The 22888-nt window shown below is 38.4% G+C and carries 24 protein-coding genes; 14 read left to right on the forward strand and 10 right to left on the reverse strand.

What is annotated here, in order from left to right; all coding sequences use genetic code 11:
• Nucleotides 1-50: 50 nt before the first annotated feature.
• Nucleotides 51-956 carry a cation diffusion facilitator family transporter gene (locus tag AC1M9E_RS06190; protein ID WP_481607454.1) on the forward strand — a complete coding sequence of 302 codons (906 nt, stop codon included), beginning with the start codon at nucleotides 51-53 and terminating at the stop codon, nucleotides 954-956.
• A 49-nt stretch (nucleotides 957-1005) separates the two neighbouring features.
• On the opposite strand, the gene AC1M9E_RS06195 is transcribed toward AC1M9E_RS06190, so the two are convergent.
• On the reverse strand, nucleotides 1006-2421 hold the full coding sequence (locus tag AC1M9E_RS06195; RefSeq protein ID WP_481607453.1) for an LLM class flavin-dependent oxidoreductase: 1416 nt from the start codon (nucleotides 2419-2421) through the stop codon (nucleotides 1006-1008).
• Between the two features lie 208 nt (nucleotides 2422-2629).
• Between AC1M9E_RS06195 and AC1M9E_RS06200 the strand changes: the two genes are divergently transcribed.
• The gene (locus AC1M9E_RS06200; RefSeq protein ID WP_488225151.1) at nucleotides 2630-3880 is read left to right on the forward strand and encodes an SfnB family sulfur acquisition oxidoreductase; all 1251 of its coding nucleotides are present in this window, start codon (nucleotides 2630-2632) and stop codon (nucleotides 3878-3880) included.
• Between the two features lie 13 nt (nucleotides 3881-3893).
• Entirely contained in the window at nucleotides 3894-5156 is a 1263-nt protein-coding gene (locus tag AC1M9E_RS06205) for an acyl-CoA dehydrogenase family protein (RefSeq protein ID WP_488225152.1), read from the forward strand.
• A gap of 174 nt (nucleotides 5157-5330) precedes the next feature.
• On the opposite strand, the gene AC1M9E_RS06210 is transcribed toward AC1M9E_RS06205, so the two are convergent.
• On the reverse strand, nucleotides 5331-6650 hold the full coding sequence (locus AC1M9E_RS06210; RefSeq protein WP_481607451.1) for an acyl-CoA dehydrogenase family protein: 1320 nt from the start codon (nucleotides 6648-6650) through the stop codon (nucleotides 5331-5333).
• Nucleotides 6651-6846: 196 nt separating this feature from the next.
• On the opposite strand from AC1M9E_RS06210, the gene AC1M9E_RS06215 reads away from it, so the two are divergent.
• The gene (locus AC1M9E_RS06215; protein WP_481591093.1) at nucleotides 6847-7056 is read left to right on the forward strand and encodes a hypothetical protein; all 210 of its coding nucleotides are present in this window, start codon (nucleotides 6847-6849) and stop codon (nucleotides 7054-7056) included.
• 46 nt (nucleotides 7057-7102) lie between these two features.
• On the opposite strand, the gene bioB is transcribed toward AC1M9E_RS06215, so the two are convergent.
• Nucleotides 7103-8092, reverse strand: coding sequence for a biotin synthase BioB (gene bioB, locus AC1M9E_RS06220; protein ID WP_481592720.1), 990 nt, complete (start codon nucleotides 8090-8092; stop codon nucleotides 7103-7105).
• 290 nt (nucleotides 8093-8382) lie between these two features.
• Nucleotides 8383-9486, reverse strand: coding sequence for a tRNA epoxyqueuosine(34) reductase QueG (queG, locus tag AC1M9E_RS06225; protein WP_481607450.1), 1104 nt, complete (start codon nucleotides 9484-9486; stop codon nucleotides 8383-8385).
• 20 nt (nucleotides 9487-9506) lie between these two features.
• Here queG and AC1M9E_RS06230 point away from each other — a divergent pair, with 20 nt between their 5' ends.
• Both AC1M9E_RS06230 and AC1M9E_RS06235 read left to right on the forward strand, forming a co-directional pair.
• Nucleotides 9507-11018 (forward strand): NAD(P)H-hydrate dehydratase, encoded by a 1512-nt coding sequence (locus AC1M9E_RS06230; protein ID WP_488225153.1) that lies wholly within the window; start codon nucleotides 9507-9509, stop codon nucleotides 11016-11018.
• A gap of 15 nt (nucleotides 11019-11033) precedes the next feature.
• Nucleotides 11034-11312 (forward strand): acylphosphatase, encoded by a 279-nt coding sequence (locus AC1M9E_RS06235; protein WP_092766403.1) that lies wholly within the window; start codon nucleotides 11034-11036, stop codon nucleotides 11310-11312.
• 23 nt (nucleotides 11313-11335) lie between these two features.
• Here the strand turns inward: AC1M9E_RS06235 and ruvC are convergent, their stop codons facing one another.
• Nucleotides 11336-11881: a crossover junction endodeoxyribonuclease RuvC gene (gene ruvC / locus AC1M9E_RS06240; RefSeq protein WP_035263804.1), complete on the reverse strand. Its 546-nt coding sequence runs from the start codon at nucleotides 11879-11881 to the stop codon at nucleotides 11336-11338.
• A gap of 122 nt (nucleotides 11882-12003) precedes the next feature.
• On the opposite strand from ruvC, the gene AC1M9E_RS06245 reads away from it, so the two are divergent.
• Both AC1M9E_RS06245 and AC1M9E_RS06250 read left to right on the forward strand, forming a co-directional pair.
• Nucleotides 12004-12588, forward strand: coding sequence for an FxsA family protein (locus tag AC1M9E_RS06245; RefSeq protein ID WP_035263802.1), 585 nt, complete (start codon nucleotides 12004-12006; stop codon nucleotides 12586-12588).
• Between the two features lie 106 nt (nucleotides 12589-12694).
• On the forward strand, nucleotides 12695-13336 hold the full coding sequence (locus tag AC1M9E_RS06250) for a LysE family transporter (protein ID WP_179998148.1): 642 nt from the start codon (nucleotides 12695-12697) through the stop codon (nucleotides 13334-13336).
• Here the strand turns inward: AC1M9E_RS06250 and AC1M9E_RS06255 are convergent.
• Nucleotides 13280-13489 (reverse strand): hypothetical protein, encoded by a 210-nt coding sequence (locus AC1M9E_RS06255; protein WP_035263798.1) that lies wholly within the window; start codon nucleotides 13487-13489, stop codon nucleotides 13280-13282. The genes AC1M9E_RS06250 and AC1M9E_RS06255 overlap by 57 nt on opposite strands.
• 306 nt (nucleotides 13490-13795) lie before the next feature.
• On the opposite strand from AC1M9E_RS06255, the gene AC1M9E_RS06260 reads away from it, so the two are divergent.
• A complete protein-coding gene (locus AC1M9E_RS06260; protein ID WP_035263796.1) occupies nucleotides 13796-14038 on the forward strand; it encodes a hypothetical protein in 243 nt (80 codons plus the stop codon).
• Nucleotides 14039-14083: 45 nt separating this feature from the next.
• Here the strand turns inward: AC1M9E_RS06260 and metK are convergent, their stop codons facing one another.
• Nucleotides 14084-15250 (reverse strand): methionine adenosyltransferase, encoded by a 1167-nt coding sequence (gene metK, locus AC1M9E_RS06265; protein WP_035263794.1) that lies wholly within the window; start codon nucleotides 15248-15250, stop codon nucleotides 14084-14086.
• Nucleotides 15251-15693: 443 nt separating this feature from the next.
• Here metK and tkt point away from each other — a divergent pair, with 443 nt between their 5' ends.
• Both tkt and AC1M9E_RS06275 read left to right on the forward strand, forming a co-directional pair.
• Nucleotides 15694-17682 carry a transketolase gene (tkt, locus tag AC1M9E_RS06270; protein WP_481607447.1) on the forward strand — a complete coding sequence of 663 codons (1989 nt, stop codon included), beginning with the start codon at nucleotides 15694-15696 and terminating at the stop codon, nucleotides 17680-17682.
• Nucleotides 17683-17796: 114 nt separating this feature from the next.
• Nucleotides 17797-18012 (forward strand): hypothetical protein, encoded by a 216-nt coding sequence (locus AC1M9E_RS06275; RefSeq protein WP_035263790.1) that lies wholly within the window; start codon nucleotides 17797-17799, stop codon nucleotides 18010-18012.
• Nucleotides 18013-18071: 59 nt separating this feature from the next.
• Here the strand turns inward: AC1M9E_RS06275 and AC1M9E_RS06280 are convergent, their stop codons facing one another.
• Complete coding sequence (locus AC1M9E_RS06280) at nucleotides 18072-18599, reverse strand: nuclear transport factor 2 family protein (RefSeq protein WP_035263788.1); 528 nt, start codon at nucleotides 18597-18599, stop codon at nucleotides 18072-18074.
• Between the two features lie 330 nt (nucleotides 18600-18929).
• On the opposite strand from AC1M9E_RS06280, the gene AC1M9E_RS06285 reads away from it, so the two are divergent.
• Nucleotides 18930-19514, forward strand: coding sequence for a YceI family protein (locus tag AC1M9E_RS06285; RefSeq protein WP_179998144.1), 585 nt, complete (start codon nucleotides 18930-18932; stop codon nucleotides 19512-19514).
• A gap of 394 nt (nucleotides 19515-19908) precedes the next feature.
• On the forward strand, nucleotides 19909-20490 hold the full coding sequence (locus tag AC1M9E_RS06290; protein WP_481607446.1) for a hypothetical protein: 582 nt from the start codon (nucleotides 19909-19911) through the stop codon (nucleotides 20488-20490).
• 159 nt (nucleotides 20491-20649) lie between these two features.
• On the opposite strand, the gene AC1M9E_RS06295 is transcribed toward AC1M9E_RS06290, so the two are convergent.
• Nucleotides 20650-21351: a glutamine amidotransferase gene (locus AC1M9E_RS06295; RefSeq protein ID WP_481595375.1), complete on the reverse strand. Its 702-nt coding sequence runs from the start codon at nucleotides 21349-21351 to the stop codon at nucleotides 20650-20652.
• An 88-nt stretch (nucleotides 21352-21439) separates the two neighbouring features.
• On the reverse strand, nucleotides 21440-22012 hold the full coding sequence (locus AC1M9E_RS06300; RefSeq protein ID WP_481607445.1) for a TetR/AcrR family transcriptional regulator: 573 nt from the start codon (nucleotides 22010-22012) through the stop codon (nucleotides 21440-21442).
• 86 nt (nucleotides 22013-22098) lie between these two features.
• Between AC1M9E_RS06300 and AC1M9E_RS06305 the strand changes: the two genes are divergently transcribed.
• Nucleotides 22099-22869 carry an SDR family oxidoreductase gene (locus tag AC1M9E_RS06305; protein WP_481607444.1) on the forward strand — a complete coding sequence of 257 codons (771 nt, stop codon included), beginning with the start codon at nucleotides 22099-22101 and terminating at the stop codon, nucleotides 22867-22869.
• Nucleotides 22870-22888 lie beyond the last annotated feature (19 nt).

The following is a 22888-nucleotide window of genomic DNA, read 5'->3' on the forward strand; positions in this document are numbered from 1 at the left end:
ATCAGAAGCCTCACTTTATTTTAAGTGAGGCTTCTGATGAGGAGTATAAAATGGGTAGTTCGCATAATCATGATCACAGTCATGTGGAAGTCAGTAAAGGCAACGCAAAGAAACTGACTTTTGCTTTAGCCTTAACCACGACATTTTTAATTATTGAAGTTGTTGCTGCATTTATTACTCAAAGTTTAGCTTTATTGTCTGATGCTGCACATATGTTTACTGATGCTGCCGCTTTAGCCATCGCGTTGGTTGCAATTAAGATTGGTCAAAAGCCTGCAGACAATAAGCGAACTTTTGGTTACCAGCGATTTGAAATTTTGGCAGCTCTATTTAATGCGGTGATGTTATTTATCGTTGCAATTTATATTTTGGTAGAAGCGATTCATCGATTAAGTAATCCGCCTGAAATTCAAAGTGTTGGAATGATGATAGTCGCCGTCATTGGCTTAATCATTAATTTAATTTCGATGAAGATTCTTTTTTCGAGTAGTAAAGACAGCCTCAATGTCAAAGGGGCATATCTAGAAGTATTAAGTGATGCACTTGGTTCTGTAGGTGTGATCATCGGGGCTGTAATTATTTATTTTACAGGTTGGGTACTCGTTGACACGATTATTGCAGTCCTGATCGGATTTTGGGTTCTACCACGCGCTTGGATTCTTGCCAAGCAAAGTGTCAACATCCTGCTCGAAGGTGTGCCTGATGAAATTGATATTGAAAAGCTCCGTGCAGATTTATTATCGCTTGAAGGAGTTAAGGACATTCACCAACTCAAAGTTTGGGCGATCACATCCAAAAAAGTCATGCTCACAGTTCATTTGGTTGCACCGAATGTCGATCCTAAACGTTTACATCAACAAGCTTTTGAAATGTTAAGTCATGATCATCATATTACTGAAATGACCTTGCAGATAGAAGATGATGCATATCACCATGAACTAGAACATCAGCATTAAAAAAGCCCCCGAAAGGGGCTTTTTTTAGATTTAGAGAATTTAAATGGATCTACACAGATTCAAGTGAGGCGTTTTTGGTTGTGGTGTGCAGCCCATTCGTTGATGACTTACGGTATTGAGCACCACGATGATCATCTGGAAGTAATGGTCCATGACCAAACAACTTTTCTCTAAGCGTCCCCTTGGTATATTCAGTAGGGTAAACACCGCGACGTTGTAACTCAGGAACGACGTATTCGACCACGTCTTCAAAAGATTGATGTGCCAAAATATAAGCCAAATTGAATCCATCAATGCCAGTTTCATCCACCCATTCTTGAAGACGATCGGCTACTGTGCTTGGTGAGCCGACAATCACGGGGCCGTTTCCACCTACACTGGTCCATTTTGCAATTTCTTCAATGGTCCAAACTTTATCTGGATCTGCTTCTACGTAAGATTGCAACATAGACTGAATGGCATTGGTATGAATATATTCAACCTGGTCTGTAGCTTTGAATTGTGAAAAATCTACACCAGACCACCCTGAAGCGAGTGTTAATCCACCATCATAACTACCGTAAGATTGATACTCTGTAAATTTAGCCTGTGCTTTTTCATCAGTTTCATCGACCACAATCGCAAGCATCGTATAGATTAAAACAGCGTTTGGATCTTTACCTTCTTCAATAAGATTATGGCGAATTCCTTGTGCTAACTTTTTTACAGCAACTTTCGTTGGTGCAGATATAAATACGCATTCTGCATTTTGACTGGCAAATTTTTGTCCACGCTTTGATGCACCTGCTTGGTATAAAACAGGTGTGCGTTGCGGAGAAGGTTCACAGATATGAATACCTGGCACGCTAAAATATTTACCTTCATGTTGGATTGGATGAACTTTGGTGTGATCCGCAAAAATACCAGCGGCTTTGTCGCGTCGTACCGCATCATTTTCCCAAGAACCTTCCCAAAGTTTATATAAAACTTCCAGATACTCATCTGCAATATCATAACGATTGTCGTGACTCACTTGGGTTTTTAAACCTAAGTTTTTAGATCCGCTTTCTAAATATGAAGTCACAATATTCCAACCCGCGCGACCTTTGGTGAGATGATCCAATGTGCTCATACGTCGTGCGAAGGGATAAGGATGTTCGAATGAAATAGAGGTGGTTACACCAAAGCCTAAATGTTGGGTGACTGCTGCCATTGCTGGAACAATCTGAATTGGATCATTCACAGGAACTTGAACAGCACCATTTAAAGCATGTTGAGCCGATTGATGATACACATCATAAATACCCAAAACATCTGCAAGAAAAATACCGTCAAAAATACCTTTTTCTAATATTTTTGCTAAATCAGTCCAATATTCCAAATCTTTATATTCTGTAGAGCGATCGAGCGGATGACGCCATAAGCCTGGGGACTGATGTGCAATGCAATTCATTTCAAAAGCATTAAATCGTATATGTTTAGTCATAATGAAAATATAAAATAATTAAATGTTTATATTCTCATTATATGAAATATCATACTTATTATTTAATGAGAAAAACTGCAATATACATAATAAAAAAATAAATGAATTGATTATGTTTGAAATCAGATTAGTAAATAAAATAATCGTATAAAAAATTAAAATAATTAGTGCTAATTTAATTTTATTCAATTTTTTTGAAGAGAATAAAATGACCGCACAAATAGATATAAAATTGCATGAAGCTGAAATTTCAAAAGAATTCTACCAAATTCATCAGCCAGCGCATGTGATTAAGACAGATCAAGAAGCGATTCAAATCGCACAACAGCTCGCTGAAGATTTTGCAAAGGAAGCCTCCATTCGTGATCATGAACGCCGTTTACCTTTGAGTGAAATTAACAAGTACTCTCAATCAGGGCTTTGGGCAATTAACATTCCAAAGCAATATGGCGGTGCAGGAGCGAGCTACATGACTCTCGCTGAAGTTGTTAAAACCATTTCTAGCGCTGATCCATCACTAGGTCAAATCGCACAAAATCATTGGGTGTTTTTAGAGCATATCCGTTTAGATGCCACCGAAGAACAAAAACAATTCTTTTTTAAAGCAGTACTGGGTGGAGAGCGTTTGGGGAATGCTTTCTCAGAAAAAGGGTCTAAGACGGTTGCCGATCTCACCACAAAAATCGAATTTGATGCTTCTGGCAATGGGATTGTGAATGGACAAAAATTCTTTGCGACTGGAGCTTTACTGGCACACCGCATTCCAGTTGTTGCGATTGATGCTGAAGGAAAACCATTTGCTGCAATCGTGCCACAAGGGACAGAAGGTGTAAAAATTACCAATGATTGGAGTGGGTTTGGTCAGCGTACAACGGTCAGTGGATCAGTCGAATTAAACAACGTTAAAGTAGATGCAAAATATATCGTTCCAATTTATCAAGCTTTTGTAAGACCGACAGCAGCTGGAGCAATTTCTCAATTTATTCAAGCTGCTGTAGATGCTGGGATTGCACGTGGTGCGATTCAAGAAACGATTCATTACGTTCGTAACTTTGCACGTCCATGGATTGATTCAGGTTTAGATAAAGCAAGTTCAGATCCATATACCATTGCCAATATTGGTGAATTGAAAATTAAGCTGCGTGCTGCTGAAGCTGTTCTGGATTTGGCAGGATTAGCGATTGATTTAGCACTTGCTGAACCGACCGAAGATCATATTAATGAAGCAACATTGCTCGTGGCTGAAGCAAAAGTCTTAACGACTGACATTGCGATTTTAGCAGCGAATAAATTATTTGAGCTTTCTGGCACGCGTTCGACCTTATCGGAATTAAATTTAGATCGTTATTGGCGCAATGCCAGAACACACACTTTGCATGATCCCGTGCGTTGGAAATACAACATTGTAGGAAATTATTTTCTAAATGATGTCCCACCACCACGTCATCCATGGAGCTAAGGAGAAATTTATTATGACTATATTAAATCAGAATGAAGAACTTTCACTTGGTGCCAACTATGAAGAGGTTGCAGCAAAGTTTCGACCGATTTTTAAGCGGATTGCAGAAGGGGCCGTTCAACGAGAAACCGATCGTGATTTGCCTCATGAACAAATTAAATGGTTAAACGATGTAGGTTTTGGTGCATTACGTGTACCAAAAAAATATGGCGGTGCAGGTTTTACCCAACAGCAACTTTTCCAAATCTTAATCGAGTTGGCGACAGCGGATTCAAATATTGTGCAAGCTTTACGTGGACATTTTGCATTTGTCGAAGACCGTTTAGTGGCCCATAAAGATCAATCACAAGCGTTTTGGTTTAAGCGATTTGTAAATGGTGAAATCGCAGGAAACGCTTGGACAGAAGTCGATAATGTTGAGATAGGCGACGTCATTACCCGAGTGAAACAAAATCAACAAGGCGAATATGAAGTTTCAGGAGAAAAGTTCTATTCTACAGGTACTATTTTTGCCGATTGGATTGATCTTTTTGCCTATGATGAGACCACTGATCAGCATGTGATTGCAGCGGTCTCAACTAAAGCTAATGGAATTAAAGTACATGATGATTGGGATGGATTTGGTCAAAAAACAACGGGAAGTGGGACGCTAAAAATCAACCAAGTGTCGATTGAACGAGATCATATTTACCCGTTTGATCAGCGTTTTAAATATCAAACAGCTTTTTATCAAGTTGTACATCTAGCAACACTGACCGGCATCGCATTTTCTGCGGTGGAGACCTTTAGTGAGGAAGTGCGTAAGCGTACTCGAATCTTTAGCCACGGGAATGCTGATCTTGTCCGTGATGATGCTCAGATTCTACAAGTGATTGGTAAGGCATCTTCCCAAGCATTTGCCAGTCAAGCCATTACTTTAAAAACAGCTGCAGCACTGGATGATGCATATTTAAGTCACTTTAATGCGTCATCTGAAAAAGATCATGAGATTAATCAAATTGCGGAACTAGAATCTGCTCAAGGGCAGGTCGTCATTTCTGATCTTGTACTTGATTTAACAACTAAACTATTCAATAGTTTGGGTGCTTCAGCCAGCGCTTCATCAAAACAGTTAGATCGTTTCTGGCGTAATGCAAGAGTTGTATCCTCACATAATCCGATTATTTATAAGGAGAAAGTGGTGGGAGCTTTTGTTGTGAATCAAACTGAATTGCCATTTGTATGGCAAATTGGTAATAGTCCTTTGGCGAAACATTTGAAAACTCAAGCTGCCTAATTGATGTAATTTCGATGATGCTGCTAAGAAGGTCCTGTTAAGGACCTTTTTACTAGGTTCGTAAATAAGAGCTCTAATAGCCTAAGCGATTTAGATAGATCACTTTAAAAAACACTAAAAAAAGACACTAAAAAAAAACACTAAAGAATAGTGTCTTAACGATTTAAAGCGAGCTCAAGAAGCCTTATCTGTTTGCAGAAGCCCTGATTCATCAACTTTACCGATACGCCATTGATAAGGGGGCAATGCACCATTTACGCTAAAGTCTCCGACAATTCGATCTTTATAAATTCTTGGGTTGTGTGATGCAAGCGTACGAATATTTCGCCAGAAACGATCTAAAGCTAAGTTTTTATCAGTGGCTGATGCTCCTAGAGCATCAAAAATGATGGTCGAAGCATTTAATGCAAGTGTGGTGATAATGGTTTGAGATTGAGCAACCTCTAATTCTGCTATGGCATTTTGATCTGCTTCGAGTTGTTCATTATCATTCAACCCAGCTTCAAAAGCACGTTGTATCGCCTGTGCATTTTTTCCAATAATTGCTGCAGTGGTGTACGCGACACCACGAATTTGACCCACCACTTGTAGGATTTGAGCATCATTACGGACGAAGGAAGCATTGGCATGCGTATAATTTCTTTCACGTTTATAAACCTCAGCTGATACTTCATAGCTTGCTGCTCTTGTAAGCCCTGAAATAATTGCCAATTGAATCAGTTGATAGAATGCTGCTGAATATTTAAAGCGCTGTTGGTCTCCGATGACATCTTGTTGATTCACAACAACATCAGTGAACTTAGTAGTACCACTTGCTGTAAGAATTTGACCAAAACCATTCCAGTCATCCACAATCTCAACACCTTCAGCATGTCGAGGGATTAGAATACTGGCTGATTCTCCATACAAATCAGTAATACCCACATCAATCCAGTCTGCATACAAGCTTCCTGTGGTATAAAATTTTTGTCCATTCAATATCGTGCGTCCCTCAGCATCTTTGGAAAGTCTCGTTTTAAATTCATGAATGGACTCATTTCCACCTTCAGACCATGCGCTTCCAATAATTTGACCTTGAGCCACTCTAGGAAGCCATATAGATTTAAACTGTGGGTCGCGGCTGAGCAGTAAATCTTCCACAAAGCCAAAATGTACGCGAAGTGCCTGCGGTAAATTTGCATCAGCTTCGGCAAGTTCGATTAATAGATTAAATAATTCTGGAATCGTTGCATCAAATCCCCCTTGCGAACTGGGTAAGCGAAGTTTCGTAAAACCGATGTCTTTTAACCATTGAATCTGTTCAAAAGCTAAAATTCGCTTTTTTTCGCGTTCTGATCGCGAAGCTTTGATTTTTTCAAATGTAGGTCTGAATAACGAGGCGAGATTTTCATAACGTGAAGAGGGTCCTTGTCCCCATACAGCATTAATTTGTGTGGTCAGTGCGCTGGGGCGGTGTTGCAATGCAGTTTGAGGTTTTAAATTAATAATACTCATAATAATCAGTCTTTATTCTAAATTAAAATAAAATAATAGCGCTAATAAAATGTGTGAAAATCGATTTATTGTGATATGTAAATATAATATGTTGGATTAATAAAAAATTAGATATTATCTTAAATAAAGAAAATGATATTCAATAAAATGAATTGAGATATAATCATATTGTGATTGGAGAAAGGGTTTAAATTAAATGGGTAAAGATTTTAAATCCAATACTTATATTTGTGATGATCATGTCATAGATACGATTTATTGGTTGATGCACCACCAAGATAGTTATGATCGCTTTGAGTTTGATGCATTTAGTCAAAAAATAACGGTACACCATGCCAATGGAACAGATGAGATTAAGCCAGGACAGTATCTTAATGCCAGTTATGGCATATTGATCACATCATAAAAACCGAAGCAAAGCTTCGGTTTTTTTATTTAGCTAATCTTATGAATTAACTTGCCATTGCATCTATAGTCAGCTCTGATACAGTCGGCTTCGCTTTTTCTGCTTTTAGACCTAACTTATCGAATAACTGCTTATCTTTGCCTTCACCAGCATTAGGTGTCGTTAAAAGCTTTTCACCTGAGAACAAAGAGTTAGCACCCGCCATAAACGCTAATGCTTGATCCGAATCAGAAAGAGATTCTCGACCCGCTGAAAGTCTTATATAACTTTTTGGCATGATAATACGCGCTACGGCAATAGTGCGAATCCATTCAGTCACATCGAGTTTTTCAACGTCTGCTAAGGGTGTGCCTTCGATCGGCACAAGCATGTTGATTGGTACCGATTCTGGATGAATAGCTAAGGTCGCAAGTTCATGTAATAGACCAATACGATCTTGAGTATCTTCACCTAAGCCAACAATTCCACCGCTACACACTTTCATGCCTGCTTGGCGTACAAAGTCTAAAGTATTTAAACGATCATCATAAGTGCGTGTGGTAATCACATTTGGATAGTACTCACGAGAGGTATCTAAATTGTGATTGTAATAATCTAAACCTGCTTCTTTTAAACGTTCCGCTTGTGATTGATTGAGCATCCCTAAGGTCATACAAGTTTCAAGTCCTAGGGCCTTTACCTCACGTACCATTTCAAGTACATAAGGCATATCGCGTTCATGAGGATTTCGCCATGCAGCACCCATACAAAAACGAGATGATCCAGAAGCGAGAGCTTCTTTGGCTTCATTAATTACTTTTTCAACAGCAATTCTTTTTTCGGCCTCAAGTTTGGAATCATAACGTGCAGATTGAGAACAGTATTTACAATCTTCAGGACATTTACCCGTTTTGATCGATAGTAATGTACTGACCTGAATGGTATTAGCATCAAAGTATTGACGATGCACGCGTTGTGCTTCGAAAATTAAGTCCATGAAAGGTTGTTCATAGAGTTTTTGTATTTCTTCACGCGTCCAATCATTGCGTACTTGCATAATTTATCCATCAATTAAAAAGCTACTTATTTGATCATACTGTAATTTTAATAATGCAAAATCGTAAAATATGACAATAATGACTCAAAAAAATTATCAAATTTGCCAACTCAATAGAAATTAATCATTGTGGATTTAGTTACAAACTTAACTATTTTTATGCGTTTTTCGCCGCAGAATTATTTTTTGGGAACTTGAAGTTGAGAACTTGTTGCTAACGTGTGCTTAAAATTTCAGATCATGCTCAAAATGGTGATTTTGTCTTGTCAAGTCATCTTGGAAAAGTAGTGTTAATTATTTCTTTTTGAGTGTTGTTCTTGTACTGCCCAGTCAATATGGATTTGCACAATCTCACTAGACTGATTTCTTTTTAGTATCAATTGCTCAATATTGTTTGGATGATACGGTGCATTCCCGATTCCAATCGCAATATTCCGCATAAAGCTTTCATAGCCTGTTCTACGCAGTGGACTGCCTTCTGTGTTGGCTAAGAATGTTGCTTCGTCCCATTGCCATAATTCAATTAAAGAAAGACGATCCAGCCCATGACGGGGATGGAAATCAGCAACCGTTGTGATTTGTGCGAAACTATTCCAAGGACAAATCAGCTGGCAATCATCACATCCAAATACGCGATTACCTATGCCACGGCGTAGTTCTTCAGGAATCACCCCTTGGTATTCAATGGTCAGATAGGCAATACATTTTCGGGCATCTAATTGATATGGCGCTACAATTGCCTGCGTTGGACAAATATCAATACATGCTGTACATGAGCCGCAATGCGCACTGGCAGGCTCGTCAAAGGGTAATTCAAGAGAACTAAACAGTTCACCGAGTACAAAAAAGGAGCCCGATTTTTTGTGGATGAGCAGGGTATGTTTGCCTGTCCAACCCATACCTGCAGATTCAGCGAGTGATTTTTCAAAAATAGGCGCTGAATCGGCGAAAGGTCTTGATTCAAATGGACCGACTTTTTCTCGAATAAGGTTTGAAAGTGTTTTTAATTTACCGCGCATGGTTTTATGGTAATCCCGTCCGCGTGCATATCGCGCAATAACGGCAGAATTAGGGAAATCAGGTACTGTTCGAGGTTGAGGTCGTTCAACCAAATAATTCATTCTGACGCAGATAATACTTTTTGTATGGGGAACCAACAGTGTTGGATTAGCACGTTTTTCCAAATTTTCTTCGAGGAACTTCATGTCACCATGAAATCCTTGATCTAAATATGCTTTTAATCGAGGTAATTCATCTTGAGCATCAGGTCGGGCAATGACACAATCAGCGAAGCCCAGTTCCAATGCTTGAGATTTAATCCAAGCTTTAAGCGCATGAGGATCAAATTGCTGTGTTGGAATACGAGCTGGTATAGATGAGAGAGATTGAGTCATAAATAAAAAAAGGAACGATAATGCATCAACAAGTTTATCACAGCAGTGAGATACAAGCTTGGGAACAGCGCTGGTTTGACGATCAAAATAGTGCTTTTGGTCTTATGCAGCAAGTTGCTTGGATGATGGCACAAGAAATCATCACAATTCTTCAAGGTATTGAAAAAAAGAAAATCCGTATCGCAGTCTGCTGCGGCAAAGGAAATAATGCAGGGGATGGTTATCTTGTTACGTACTATTTAGCACAGCACTCTTTATCACGACATTGTTCATTCAACCAAAATCTAGAAATCGATATTTTTTATTTTTCACAAGTCGATCATCACTCGGCTGACTCCTTGCAGAGTGCTTATAAAATGAGTCAATCCATACCACTTAAGCAGTTCACCGATCTGAACCATTGTAAGGGTTATGATGTCTATATTGATGCATTGTTTGGAATTGGAATTAATCGTACTTTAAGTGAAGACTGGCAGAGAATTATCCATCATATTAATGAGCAAGACGGCGTCAAAATTGCGATTGATATGCCGAGCGGTTTAGATGCAAATACAGGTCAACCATTACCAATGGCTATTCATGCTCAGCATACGCTTACCGCACTCGCATATAAGGTAGGGCAATTTGTAGGGCGTGCACAGGATTTTATAGGACATCTAAAACTCATTCCCATTTTACCATGTGACTCAGATTTAAAACCTGTGGCCCGATTAAGCCCAGTCAAAACAATTTTGCCGCGACGACACTCTACAGGACATAAAGGAACGTATGGGCATGTGCTCGTGATTGGCGGTCATGCACAAATGGGAGGTGCGGTGATTATGGCGGCTGAAGCTGCATTTGCCGCTGGGGCGGGTAAAGTCACGATCGTGTGTGATGCTAAACATCATTCAGCAATTTTGTCACGATCTCCCAATGTAATGGTGCAGGATATTAATCGTTTCGATCCATCACAACGAAAAAATTTGCTACAGCAAGTCGATTCGATTTGTTTTGGAATGGGGTTGGGACGTGATGATTGGGCAGCTGAGCAATATGATCAATGGATGAGTATTCTGTCCTCTACGAACAAACCGACTGTACTCGATGCTGATGCATTGTGGTTCTTATCTGAAAAGCCCATTCGACTCAATGAGAGAACTTACGCAACGCCACATCCTGGTGAGGCTGCAAAACTTTTACACTCTAGCGTGGCGGAAGTTGAGCATGACCGCATCAAAGCAATTAAACGATTACAAACACTGTATGCTGGTGAATGGGTATTAAAAGGTGCAGGAAGTTTAACAATTGACACGCAGCAAACCATTTGGATTTGCACCCAGGGTAATCCAGGAATGGGTACAGGTGGAATGGGGGATATTCTTGCAGGAATGATTGCTAGTCTTAAAGGACAATTGTCTAATTCCATCCAGCTTCATGAAATTGTTAACTTACATGCCGTGGCAGGTGATGTATTGGCTCAACAGGGTGAACGTGGTTTGTTAGCTCAGAATATGGCTCAAGCGATTTATCAAATAGTAAATCTAAAATAAAATTCAGGGATAGATATGCGATATTTAAAATTAACGATACAAGGTCTTGTTCAAGGGGTCGGATTTCGTCGCTGGTTTATGGAACAAGCCTTAAAGTTGCATTTAACTGGTTACGTTAAAAATATGGATAATGGGGATGTGGAAGCTATCATTGTTGGCACATATAAAGATGTAAATGACATGATCAAACTGGCCATGGCAGGGCCTCATAATAGTAAAGTTAAGCAAATCTTCTATGAAGACTTAATTGACATCAAAGAGCGTGATTTCGATAACTTTCAAATTCGCCAATAAGTGCATTGAGTGTCGAGAGACTTTTAACGTCGACGACTACTGCTGCGGCTTCGTCCACGTGCCATTCCACCTAAAGCATTTAAAACAGCCAATTTACTCATACTGCCAGAGGCATGTGCATGGCAAATTGCTGCGGCAAGTGCATCTGCAGCATCTGCTTGTGGTTTAATACTTAAATTAAGTATGCGCATAACCATCATTTGAACCTGTTCTTTATCAGCAGCGCCATAGCCAACAACAGATTGTTTAATTTGACGCGCAGTATATTCAGCCACTTGTAGATCTAAATTGACCAATGCCGCTATAGCTGCACCGCGTGCTTGACCAAGTTTTAAGGCAGAGTCAGGATTGACCGCCATAAATACCTGTTCCACAGCAGCTTCGGTAGGACCATGAAATTTAACGATTCTTTCAATGCCTGAAAAAATTCGTTTTAGACGCTCAGGCATGTCAGGTGTTTCAGTGCGAATTGTTCCAGCATCAACAAAAGTGAGTTTTTGCCCCTCTTTTTGAATAATACCGTAACCTGTTAGACGTGAACCAGGATCAATTCCGATAATTAATGACATTCCATGACTTTAAAAATAAAATAATGCCCATATTGTTACATAAGCGTATGAAAAAAGCTTGATACAGATTGAGCAGATGATTACGACCCTATATTTAAATTTTTGAGATTAGATTACATTTCATGAAATTAGCTCTTATTGTTTTAATCGGTATAGTCCTTGAAATCTTCGTATGGGTCGGTGTGGGTGATCTAGTCGGAAGTATGTGGTATGTATTCTTCTGGTTTATTGCTGCATTCTTTATTGGTTTAAATATGGTTCGTTCTCATGCATCAGGTTTAATGCCACAGATGCAGCAAATGCAACAAGGTCATATGAGTGCTGATCCGAATTTGACCAATAACTTACCTAAAATTATTGCGGGTATTTTCCTTTTGATTCCGGGGTTAATTTCCGATCTATTCGCCTTACTTATTCTAATTCCACCTGTTCAAACAGCATTTAAAGCGGTGATGATGAAAACCATGATGAAGCGTCAGCAAGCCATGATGGAAAAAATGATGGGTGGTATGATGGGAGATATGGGCGGCATGGGTGGTCAAGCAAATGGTCAGAATCCATTTGCAGATTTAATGCGCCAAATGCAAGAAATGCAAAGCCAGCAGCACGGTCGTGGTTCAAATGACTCTACTATCATTGATGGTGAAGCAAGAGAAATTACACCTGAAGCAAAGAAAATTGAAATGAAAGACGTTAATCAAAAGTAAATTGCGCATGTTCAAAACCAGATGTAATGTCTGGTTTTTTTATTTTTGTATCTCGATTTTCCTAAAAAACAGTATAATTCAAACAATTTTTATTCATTTTTGATTTATGTCTCTATTACTTACCATCTGTGTCCTACATCTTGTTGCTCAATTGAGTCCTGGACCTGATATTTTGTTGATTGCCAAATGCGCAGCGTCAACCACAATCGCAAACACGTTGAAAGTTATTTTAGGTATTTCTATTGGAATTTTATTTTGGGTGATTTTAACCTTATCAGGTTTTGCACTTTTGATTGCCCAATTCCCATGGATTCAACAAGTCTTAATGTTAGTCGGTGGTTTATTTTTGGCAAAAATGGGCTGGGCGATGCTAAAGGGTGGTTGGCAAACCTATAAGTCTTTCAAACTTGATGCAATTGATGAAAATCAGTTACCTTTAAAAGCTGAAAAATACTTTCTGATGGGGTTGTTTACAAACCTATCCAATCCTAAAACACTGATTTATTTTAGTAGTGTATTTTCACTTGCCTTAACTGCTTCAGCACCAGAGATGTTGAAAATACAACTGGCAGTCATTATTCCGATTCAAACGTTTTTAACCTTTACGTTTTTGATGGTCGTTTTAGCACGACCTAAAATTAAACAGCTCTACCAGCGTTCAGGGCATTACATAGATATGGCATCGGGTGGTCTATTTTTGATCTTTGCAGTCTGGTTGTGGATAGATGCGCTTATTTTGCTTAACTGAATCCTGATCTAACTCTTCTGTTTGAGTCAGAACGAGCGTGTCTTGCTGATAACGTCTTGGTCGCAAAGTTGCTTCAGTATTTTCAGAACCTTGATAAGAGCGACTTCTGTTTGCTCTTTCTCTCAAGCCGCCTTTCTTAATTAATTGAACCATCGTCATATCATCATTTTTTAACTACGTTTATTTTACTTCAATTTATGATTTCCATGCGGATATGATGGGCGAGTGCGTGAATAAAATATGGATAATCTCTAGAAGAAAAAAGAATGATAGAGCAGGTTGTCAAAAAAAATTCATATAGATATCTGATAATACAAGATATTGAATGAAGACATAGATGGTTGCTGTTTTATAGCTACATCTGAGGTTGATTATTGGTGAAGGCTTATATAGTATAAATATTAGCCTCTAAGGTGATGTAGATAAAAATAAAAAGACAGTCAAATCGGGAGGATGAGTATGCTGTATCAGTATCATTGTGCGTGTTGCGACAAGGTGGTTGCTTCGACAGACAAAGTGTGTTCTGAATGCGGATCACAAAATATCAGAACACCTTATGGTTTTTGGATATTTTGTATCATTGCGTGTTTAGCCGCAGCCATTGTGTTTAAAGTGGCCCATTTATATTTACAAGATAACCAAAATGTCCCTGTGAAGCAGTCGTTTTTGGACACGCTTCATCAAAGTGATAAAGCAAATTGAATCTATAAAAAAGCCCACATCAATGTGGGCTTTTTTATTTGGAAATTACAAACCAGCTGATGCTTTAAGCGCTTCAACCTTGTCTGTCTTTTCCCAAGTGAATGCAGTATCAGAACCTTCACGACCAAAGTGACCATATGCAGCAGTTTGCTTATACATCGGTTGAATGAGATTCAACATACGTGTAATACCATATGGACGTAAATCGAAATGCTCTCGTACCAATGCAATAATCAATTCTTCAGAAACCTTAGCAGTATTGAATGTATTGATTGAGATAGATGTTGGTTCAGCAACACCAATCGCATAAGACACTTGAATTTCACATTTATCGGCTAGACCAGCGGCAACAATATTTTTTGCAACATATCGACCAGCATAAGCAGCAGAGCGGTCTACTTTAGATGGATCTTTACCAGAGAAAGCACCACCACCGTGACGAGCCATACCACCATATGTATCTACAATGATTTTACGACCTGTTAAACCACAGTCACCGACTGGACCACCAATCACAAACATACCAGTAGGGTTGATGTGGAATTTGGTATCCGCATGGAACATATCTGCTGGAATTACTTTTTTCACGATTTCTTCAATGACAGCTTCTTTTAAATCAGTCTGTGAAATCTCAGGATCGTGTTGAGTCGATAATACGACCGCATCTAAACGAACAGGTACGCCATTTTCGTATGCAAAAGTCACTTGGCTTTTCGCATCTGGACGTAACCATGGCAAACTTCCATTACGACGAAGTTCTGCTTGTTTTTCCATAAGACGGTGCGCATACGAAATAGGAGCAGGCATTAAAACATCTGTTTCGCGACTCGCGTAGCCAAACATTAAACCCTGATCGCCAGCACCTTGATCTTCAGGTTTTTGACGATCTACACCTTGAGCAATTTCAGGAGATTGTTTGCCAATCATGTTGATGACAGCACAAGTTGAACCATCGAAACCTAAATCAGAATGATGGTATCCAATGCCATTTACGGTTTGGCGTACAATTGCTTCAAAGTCTACATTTGCAGTTGTTGTGATTTCACCTGCAAGAACAACAGCACCTGTTTTTACAAGCGTTTCACAAGCAACCCGCGCATATGGGTCTTCTTTTAAGATTGCATCCAAAATAGCATCACTGATTTGGTCAGCCATTTTATCTGGATGGCCTTCGCTTACAGATTCTGAAGTAAATACAGCGTACTCGCGCATAAGTCCTATCACAGTTATTTCTAAAGACGCAATATGGTACATCGACTTAACGTTAAGGACTAGCTTAACCTGACTAAAAAACATGAATTTATGTCATTTTTGTGTTTTTTTAATTGATATCATCATCTGTTAAATTGATAAGTGAAAACTTTTGTATAAGACTTATTCTTTTTAAGACTGAGCTGAAATACAAAACAGCTTAAGTGGGTACGAAAGAATGTGAATACATGATTCAACATCAGTACTTTAAAAAAAGGCCAAGCCACTAAAAAATATTGGATTGAATTGAATATTGATAAAACCGACTCGCATTGTATGAATTTTTTCGCTTTAGGGCTGAAATATACGTTTCTGGGCTTTACGCTGTTTGATTTTTTTAAGACAATACACCCAGTTTTTGAATTTTATTCATTTCCCATCTTTAATTTATCGGACACTGATCTATGACAACCCCGCTGAATGAACGTCGCATTGCTAACGCAATTCGTGTACTTGCAATGGATGCTGTGCAAAAAGCAAATTCTGGACATCCAGGTGCACCAATGGGGATGGCTGATATTGCTGATGTTGTATGGCGTCAATTCTTAAATCACAATCCGACAAACCCTCAGTGGGCTAACCGCGACCGTTTTGTATTATCAAATGGTCATGGCTCAATGCTTCAATATGCATTATTACATTTGACTGGCTATGATCTTTCAATTGAAGATTTAAAAGCATTCCGTCAATTGCACTCAAAAACACCGGGTCACCCAGAATTAGGTTATGCACCTGGTATCGAAACAACCACTGGTCCATTGGGTCAGGGTATCGCGAATGCTGTTGGTTTTGCTTTGGCTGAAAAAACCTTAGCAGCGCAATTCAACAAAGAAGACATTAAAGTCGTTGATCATTTCACTTACTGTTTCTTAGGTGACGGCTGTTTAATGGAAGGTGTTTCTCATGAAGCATGTTCATTGGCAGGTACTTTGGGGCTAGGTAAATTAATTGCTTACTATGACGACAATGGTATTTCAATTGATGGTGAAGTAGAAGGTTGGTTCTCTGACGATACAGAACAACGCTTCTTAGCTTATGGCTGGCAAGTATTGAAAGTTGATGGTCACGATGCAGATGCATTACGTGCGGCAACTTTAGAAGCGAAAGCTGAAACGAAGAAACCAACAATCATTATCTGTAAAACGATTATTGGTTTAGGTTCACCAAACAAACAAGGTAAAGAAGATTGCCATGGTGCACCACTGGGTAACGACGAAATCGCATTAGCACGTGAAGCGTTGGGTTGGACTGAAGGTCCATTCGAAATTCCTGCTGACGTTTATGCTGCATGGGACGCGAAAGAAAAAGGTCAACAAGCAGAAGCAGCTTGGAACGAAGTATTTGCACAATATGAAGCAAAATATCCAACTGAAGCGGCTGATCTTAAACGTCGTTTAAGCGGTGAATTACCTGCTGACTTCGTTGCAAAAGCGGATGCGTATATTGCTGAAGTAAACGCAAAAGCTGAAACCATCGCAACACGTAAAGCAAGCCAAAATGCAATCCAAGCATTTGCCCCAATGCTGTCTGAAATCTTAGGTGGTTCTGCTGACTTAGCAGGTTCTAACTTAACACTTTGGAAAGGCGCACAAGGCGTTCAAGACAATGCTGCAGGTAACTACGTACACTATGGCGTACGTGAGTTCGGTATGACTGCAATCGCAAACGGTGTTGCACTTCACGGTGGGTTCATTCCTTACGTAGCAACATTCCTCATGTTTATGGAATATGCACGTAACGCAGTACGTATGTCTGCATTGATGAAACAACGTGTGATTCATGTTTACACACACGATTCTATTGGTTTGGGTGAAGATGGTCCAACACACCAACCAATTGAACAAATCGCATCTTTACGTGGTACACCAAACCTCAACACATGGCGCCCATGTGACACAGTTGAAGCAGCAATTTCTTGGAAATCTGCGTTAACACGTTCTGAAGGTCCAACTGCGTTGATCTTCTCTCGTCAAAACTTAGCATTCCAAACACGCACAGAAGCACAAATTGCTGATGTTGCGAAAGGTGGTTATGTATTAGCTAAAGAAAAAGGCGAATTGAAAGCGATTATCATTGCAACAGGTTCGGAAGTTGCATTGGCAATGGAAGCTTATGCACAGCTTGAAGGTGTGCGTGTTGTGTCTATGCCATGTGCTGAAGAATTTGTTAAGCAAGATGCTGCTTACCGTGAGTCAGTTCTTCCATCTAATATCCGTGCGCGTGTAGCGGTTGAAGCGGCGCATGTTGACTACTGGTGGAAATTTGTAGGTCTTGATGGTCGTGTGATTGGTATGACTACGTATGGTGAATCTGCACCAGCGAAAGATTTGTTCCAACACTTTGGTATTACGACTGAAGCAGTTGTCGCAGCAGTGAAAGAAATTACTGCTTAATTCTTAGAATTAAGTGTTTTAAAAGGCGTCCCAACTGTGGGGCGTCTTTTTATTTTTATGTATCTATATAGATACATTCATTCCCTAGATTTCAGATTGGAAGTGAGTAGCGCAATGAGTTTGTATGAGCAAATTAGTGATGAAATTACTTTAATGGATGCGGGTGAGCAAAAGTGGATTGGTGAAGACTTACCACTTGAAGCGATGGTAGCAGTAGAATTATTGCTACAAGATATGGCTGAAGAGAAAATCATTAAAGTACGTCGAAAAAATCGTGAAAAAACTTCAGGATTAAAACAGATTGATCGTATTCTGATTGAAAAGCTTTAACAGTCATAAAAAAGCCTCTTATGAGGCTTTTTTATTATCCTATTTTTATTATTTTACAGTTAATTAGCCGTAGTTTCTGACACGGTAAAATTTAATTTTGGATCAGCATTTTGTTGAATTGTCCATTCACCACTTACTCTGAAAGATGCTGCTGAAGCATAAGTATCTTCCATAAACTGGAAATACGTGATTAAGCCATCTTTAACTATTGCTTTAATTGAAAAAGGTGAAGTAAAAGTGCGCTTAGCGTAAACAGATGTATAAGTAAATTGACCGAATACAGCCACTGTTTCATCTTCAGCTAAAATATCTGTGATTTGAAAATCATCGATCGTCCAATAAGTTCCGACATTAGAAAAAGTATAAATGTAGACATCACGACCTGTAGAAGTACCAGCCCAAGGTTCAATTTGTTTAAGTTCAGGATTATTAAAATTTAGCGAAGTATAAATGGCATCTTCAGCCACTAACTTTTCTGAAGCAATCGCTACTCTTGATTTATCAGTATTATATAAAAAAGCCAATACGACATCTTTAGGTGCTTTAGTTTTAAGCGCTTTATCAATCGCTTGTTGTTGTTCACTCATCATTATTCTCCAGTTCAAAGTGGTAATTTTAGTATTATAAATGAGACAAAATATTAGTATATTGTATAAATGTTTAATTTAATCTCATATTTAAGATATGTGTTGATGTTAACTGCTTATTAGGAGAAAGCTTAAAGATGAAAAACATGATCTATACACAAGTGATAGTCATAATCTGATCAAATTGATTTGATAAAAGTGACACCTTCTTAAGGTGCGTTCTAATCTTGCAACAAACTGTTCTATCTGTACTGATGCAAGAATTTCAGAATGCTATACATTATTCACTATCCATTTCATAAATGTTTTAAAAAATTTGAGGAAAAATTGATGAACTTTAAAACAATAGCGTTAAGTGCCGTAGTACTTTCTGTAGCAACAGTTTCAGTTGCTAAACCAGTTGAGTATAAAATCGATCCAACTCATACAGCCACAGTATTTACTTGGGATCATTTTGGTTTTTCTACACCATCAGGTAATTTTAGCGATATCCAAGGGACGATCAAAGTAGACAATGAAAAGCCTGCGAATTCAGCGGTGAATGTCACAATTCCACTTTCAAGTATCAATACAAATGTCAAAGCATTAGATGAACATTTATTGAAACCAGATTTCTTTGATGCTGAAAAATATCCGAATATCACTTTTAAAAGTACTAAAGTACAACCAAATGGTAAGAACAAGTATAAGATCACAGGTGATCTAACGATTAAAAATGTTACTAAGCCTGTCGTACTAGATGCTGTTTTGAATAAACAAGCTGAACATCCTATGACGAAAGCGCAGTCTATTGGTTTCAATGCAACGACTTCATTTGACCGTTCTGCATTCGGTGTTGGAGCATATGTGCCTAATGTAGGCGATAAAATCACGGTGAATATTACAACTGAAGCTTCAGTAGATAATAAAAAATAATAAAATCAATTTGTTAAGTGATAAATAAGCCGCCTAGATGGGCGGTTTATTATTTTCTTATGAGGCCAAAAGCTTCTCTTTTTAATGCTCTACCCGTAATTATCGAAAGTAAGATGAACCAAATCTACAACAAGAATTTTATCTAATTAGCTTACGTCATTGGCGTGGCTCAAGCTTTAGAATCAATGTCACATACGATTTTACACAGGGAGATAATAACCATACTAAGAAGTTTGTAGATCAATTCATTAAACGTGATATACGCTTGCAGAGATAGGAGTAGAAATATTTAAAAAAGTCATGGATATTGTATGGTTTAAAAAAATTGCATTTATTTAAAATAAATTTAGATTTATGATTTGGACTGATTATAATTATTTAGTTTATTTTAAATATGTATTTGCAAATATTTGAAAAAGCCATTGAGCTTATTACACCATCATACAATCGAAAAAAATATCTTGAGCGCCACTTACGTCTTAAATCTTTTTTTGAAGAACGAGAAAGGATTAAAAATCTTAATGAAAGCGAGGAAGTTAAAACGCTTCTGCTAAATTCAGCAATTTCTGCACTTACTGGAGCAAAAAACGTTGATATAAATGAGCTGGAATATTTCTTAGATAAATTTAATGCAATGGAGTTTGAGTTACTTTATTGGACTTTTGTATGGAATAGAGCAGGTTATCAGGTATTAAAAAACTCTAGAGGTGAAATCATTAGACTAAAGGTATCAAAAAAAGGAAAAATAAAAGTTTTAGTAATGAATTTACTAGTTTTATTTTCTATGAGTTTTGCTCCCATAATGTTTTACTTTAAAAAAGATGAATATTGGAGATTGTTTAATTCTTTAGGTGCATCACAGATAGTTCCTGAAATAATTTATGGAGTTATATGTGTGATATGTGGACTCACCATAGTCAAACTTCTTAACGATTGGGTACATTGGAAAAATTTGAACAAAATTTTAGATACTTGATATCAAAAAATATTAACTGTTGAAAGCGGTTACTCACTCTATCAAATTCGGTTGAATGGGATGCAACGGAGTGGATGCTCATAACGAATGGTGGATTGATTGGCATAGCACAACCCAATATCCTGATCTACAGTTGGGTTGAAGGCAATCAAATCAAAATCATTTAATCTGTTCAATAAAACGGCTTAAGATTGAACCTGCCACAGATTCAAGTTTTTCAGCATAACGGTGGTTATCTGCACGTAATTGAGTAATATCTATACCCGCTTTACGCAATTCGCAAGTATGACCAATCAACCATTTCTCTAAACTATCTGAGGTCACTTCAGGATGGAACTGGAGTGCTAAAATATTAGATCCAACTTGAAAAGCCTGATTTTTATAAATTTGAGTGCTCGCCAGAAGTTTCGATTGCGCGGGAAGATCAAAGGTATCACCATGCCAATGCAAAACTGGCACACCATTTAAAGAATTTAGAACGTTGTCTTGCTCATTTATAATATCTACCGTACTCCAGCCAATTTCTTTAGTATGGCCAGCATATACTGCACCGCCCAAGGCTTTTGAAATGAGTTGAGCACCTAGACAGATGCCAAGCGTAGGGCGTTGGAGTTTTAATCTTTCTTTAAGTAAGTCTATTTCTGTTTGTAGGAAAGGGTAATCTTCTGTCTCATAAACACCAATCGGTCCACCCAAAATAATGGTCAGACCTTCGTACTTTAAGGCTACTGAAAGATCATCCACACCTGCATCAAAATATCTGACCCGATAACCCAGTTGATATAGTGTCTCCTCAAAAGAACCTAGATCTTCAAAGGCTAAATGCTGTATTGCATATACTGTTTCAGGAAGCTTTCTCATGATGTGACGTTCTTAAAAGAATGATGAGGAGATTATAGTATAGAGCTTTTGGAACTAAGGTTTCGTCCATAAAACAATATAAAACGATTTATTTCGCAATCTCTTTTTTTAATAATGTCTTAAGCATCGCTAGACTAGAATTGAGAATATCTTTTTTTAAGCGTTCATCTTGAACTCCACGCGCTAATAGTACGGAGCCCACCATTTGACAGAGTATGGCCCAAGCGAAATCAGGTTCTGGAGCATGCTGCGCAAATAGTTTGTAACCACGCTGAAGTTCGTTTTCAAAACATTGTTTAATGTCAGCATCAGCGCGTGAAACTTCAGCAGCAAGTGAGGGTAAAACACAGCCTTTTTCTGGGTGTTGAACGTGTAATAGAGAAAGATATCGGTTCATTTCAAAATCTAACCAAGATTCTGGATCTTGATGAGGATTCATTTCCCACTGTTGAATACTTGCTCCGATTTCAGATTCGATTAAGGCTTTAAATAAGTCTTTTTTTGAAGAAAAGTGAGAATAGAAAGCACCGCTGGTCATATTTGCAGCGTGCATAAAACCATCAACCCCAGTATTGTTAAAACCTTGTTTTTTTGCAAGTTCACCACTGGTTTTTAAAATATCACGACGTTTTTCTTCTTTATATCCTGCTTTATATCTCATATTGAATATTCAATAACCATTGACTGTGCATCAAAACTATAACATAGTGATCGTTATAATAACGATCGTTATTTAATGGAGCAATGATGAGCGATCAGCAGTCAAAAATTAATTATTCAGAAGAAAAATCAACACATAACAAGGTCGCACTGATCATTGGTGCAGGAGATGCCACAGGCAGTGAGATCGCAAAACGCTTTGCACGAGGTGGATATACTGCTTGTATGACTCGACGCAATGCAGACAAGCTTGCACCTGTCATCCGAGAGATTGAAGCACACGGTGGTAAAGCTTATGGATTTGCTTCAGATGCAAGAAAAGAAGATCAAGTGATTCAACTGATTGACACAATTGAACGTGACATTGGTCAGATTGAAGTATTGGTTTTTAATATTGGAGCAAATATGCCGTGTAGCATTCTAGAAGAAACAGCACGTAAATATTTTAAAATCTGGGAAATGGCTTGTTTTAGTGCTTTTTTAAATGGTCGTGAAGTAGCTAAACGGATGGTCGCAAGGCAGCGCGGCACTATCATTTTCACTGGTGCAACAGCAAGCATCCGTGGTTCAGCATATTTCAGCGCTTTTGCTGGCGCTAAACATGCGTTAAGAGCCTTAGCCCAAAGTATGGCAAAAGAGTTAGGGCCTCATCATATTCATGTTGTGCACATCATTATTGATGGGGCGATTGATACTGATTTTATTAAAGATACTTTCCCTCATTTGTATGAAAAAAAACAGCATGACGGTATTTTGAATCCTCAACATATAGCTGATAACTATTGGCATATTGCTCATCAACCACGAGATGCTTGGACACATGAATTGGATTTGCGACCATGGTCTGAACAGTGGTAATCATATTTAATAAGGATAA

This window comes from Acinetobacter sp. 24-47-47 (assembly GCF_057737035.1).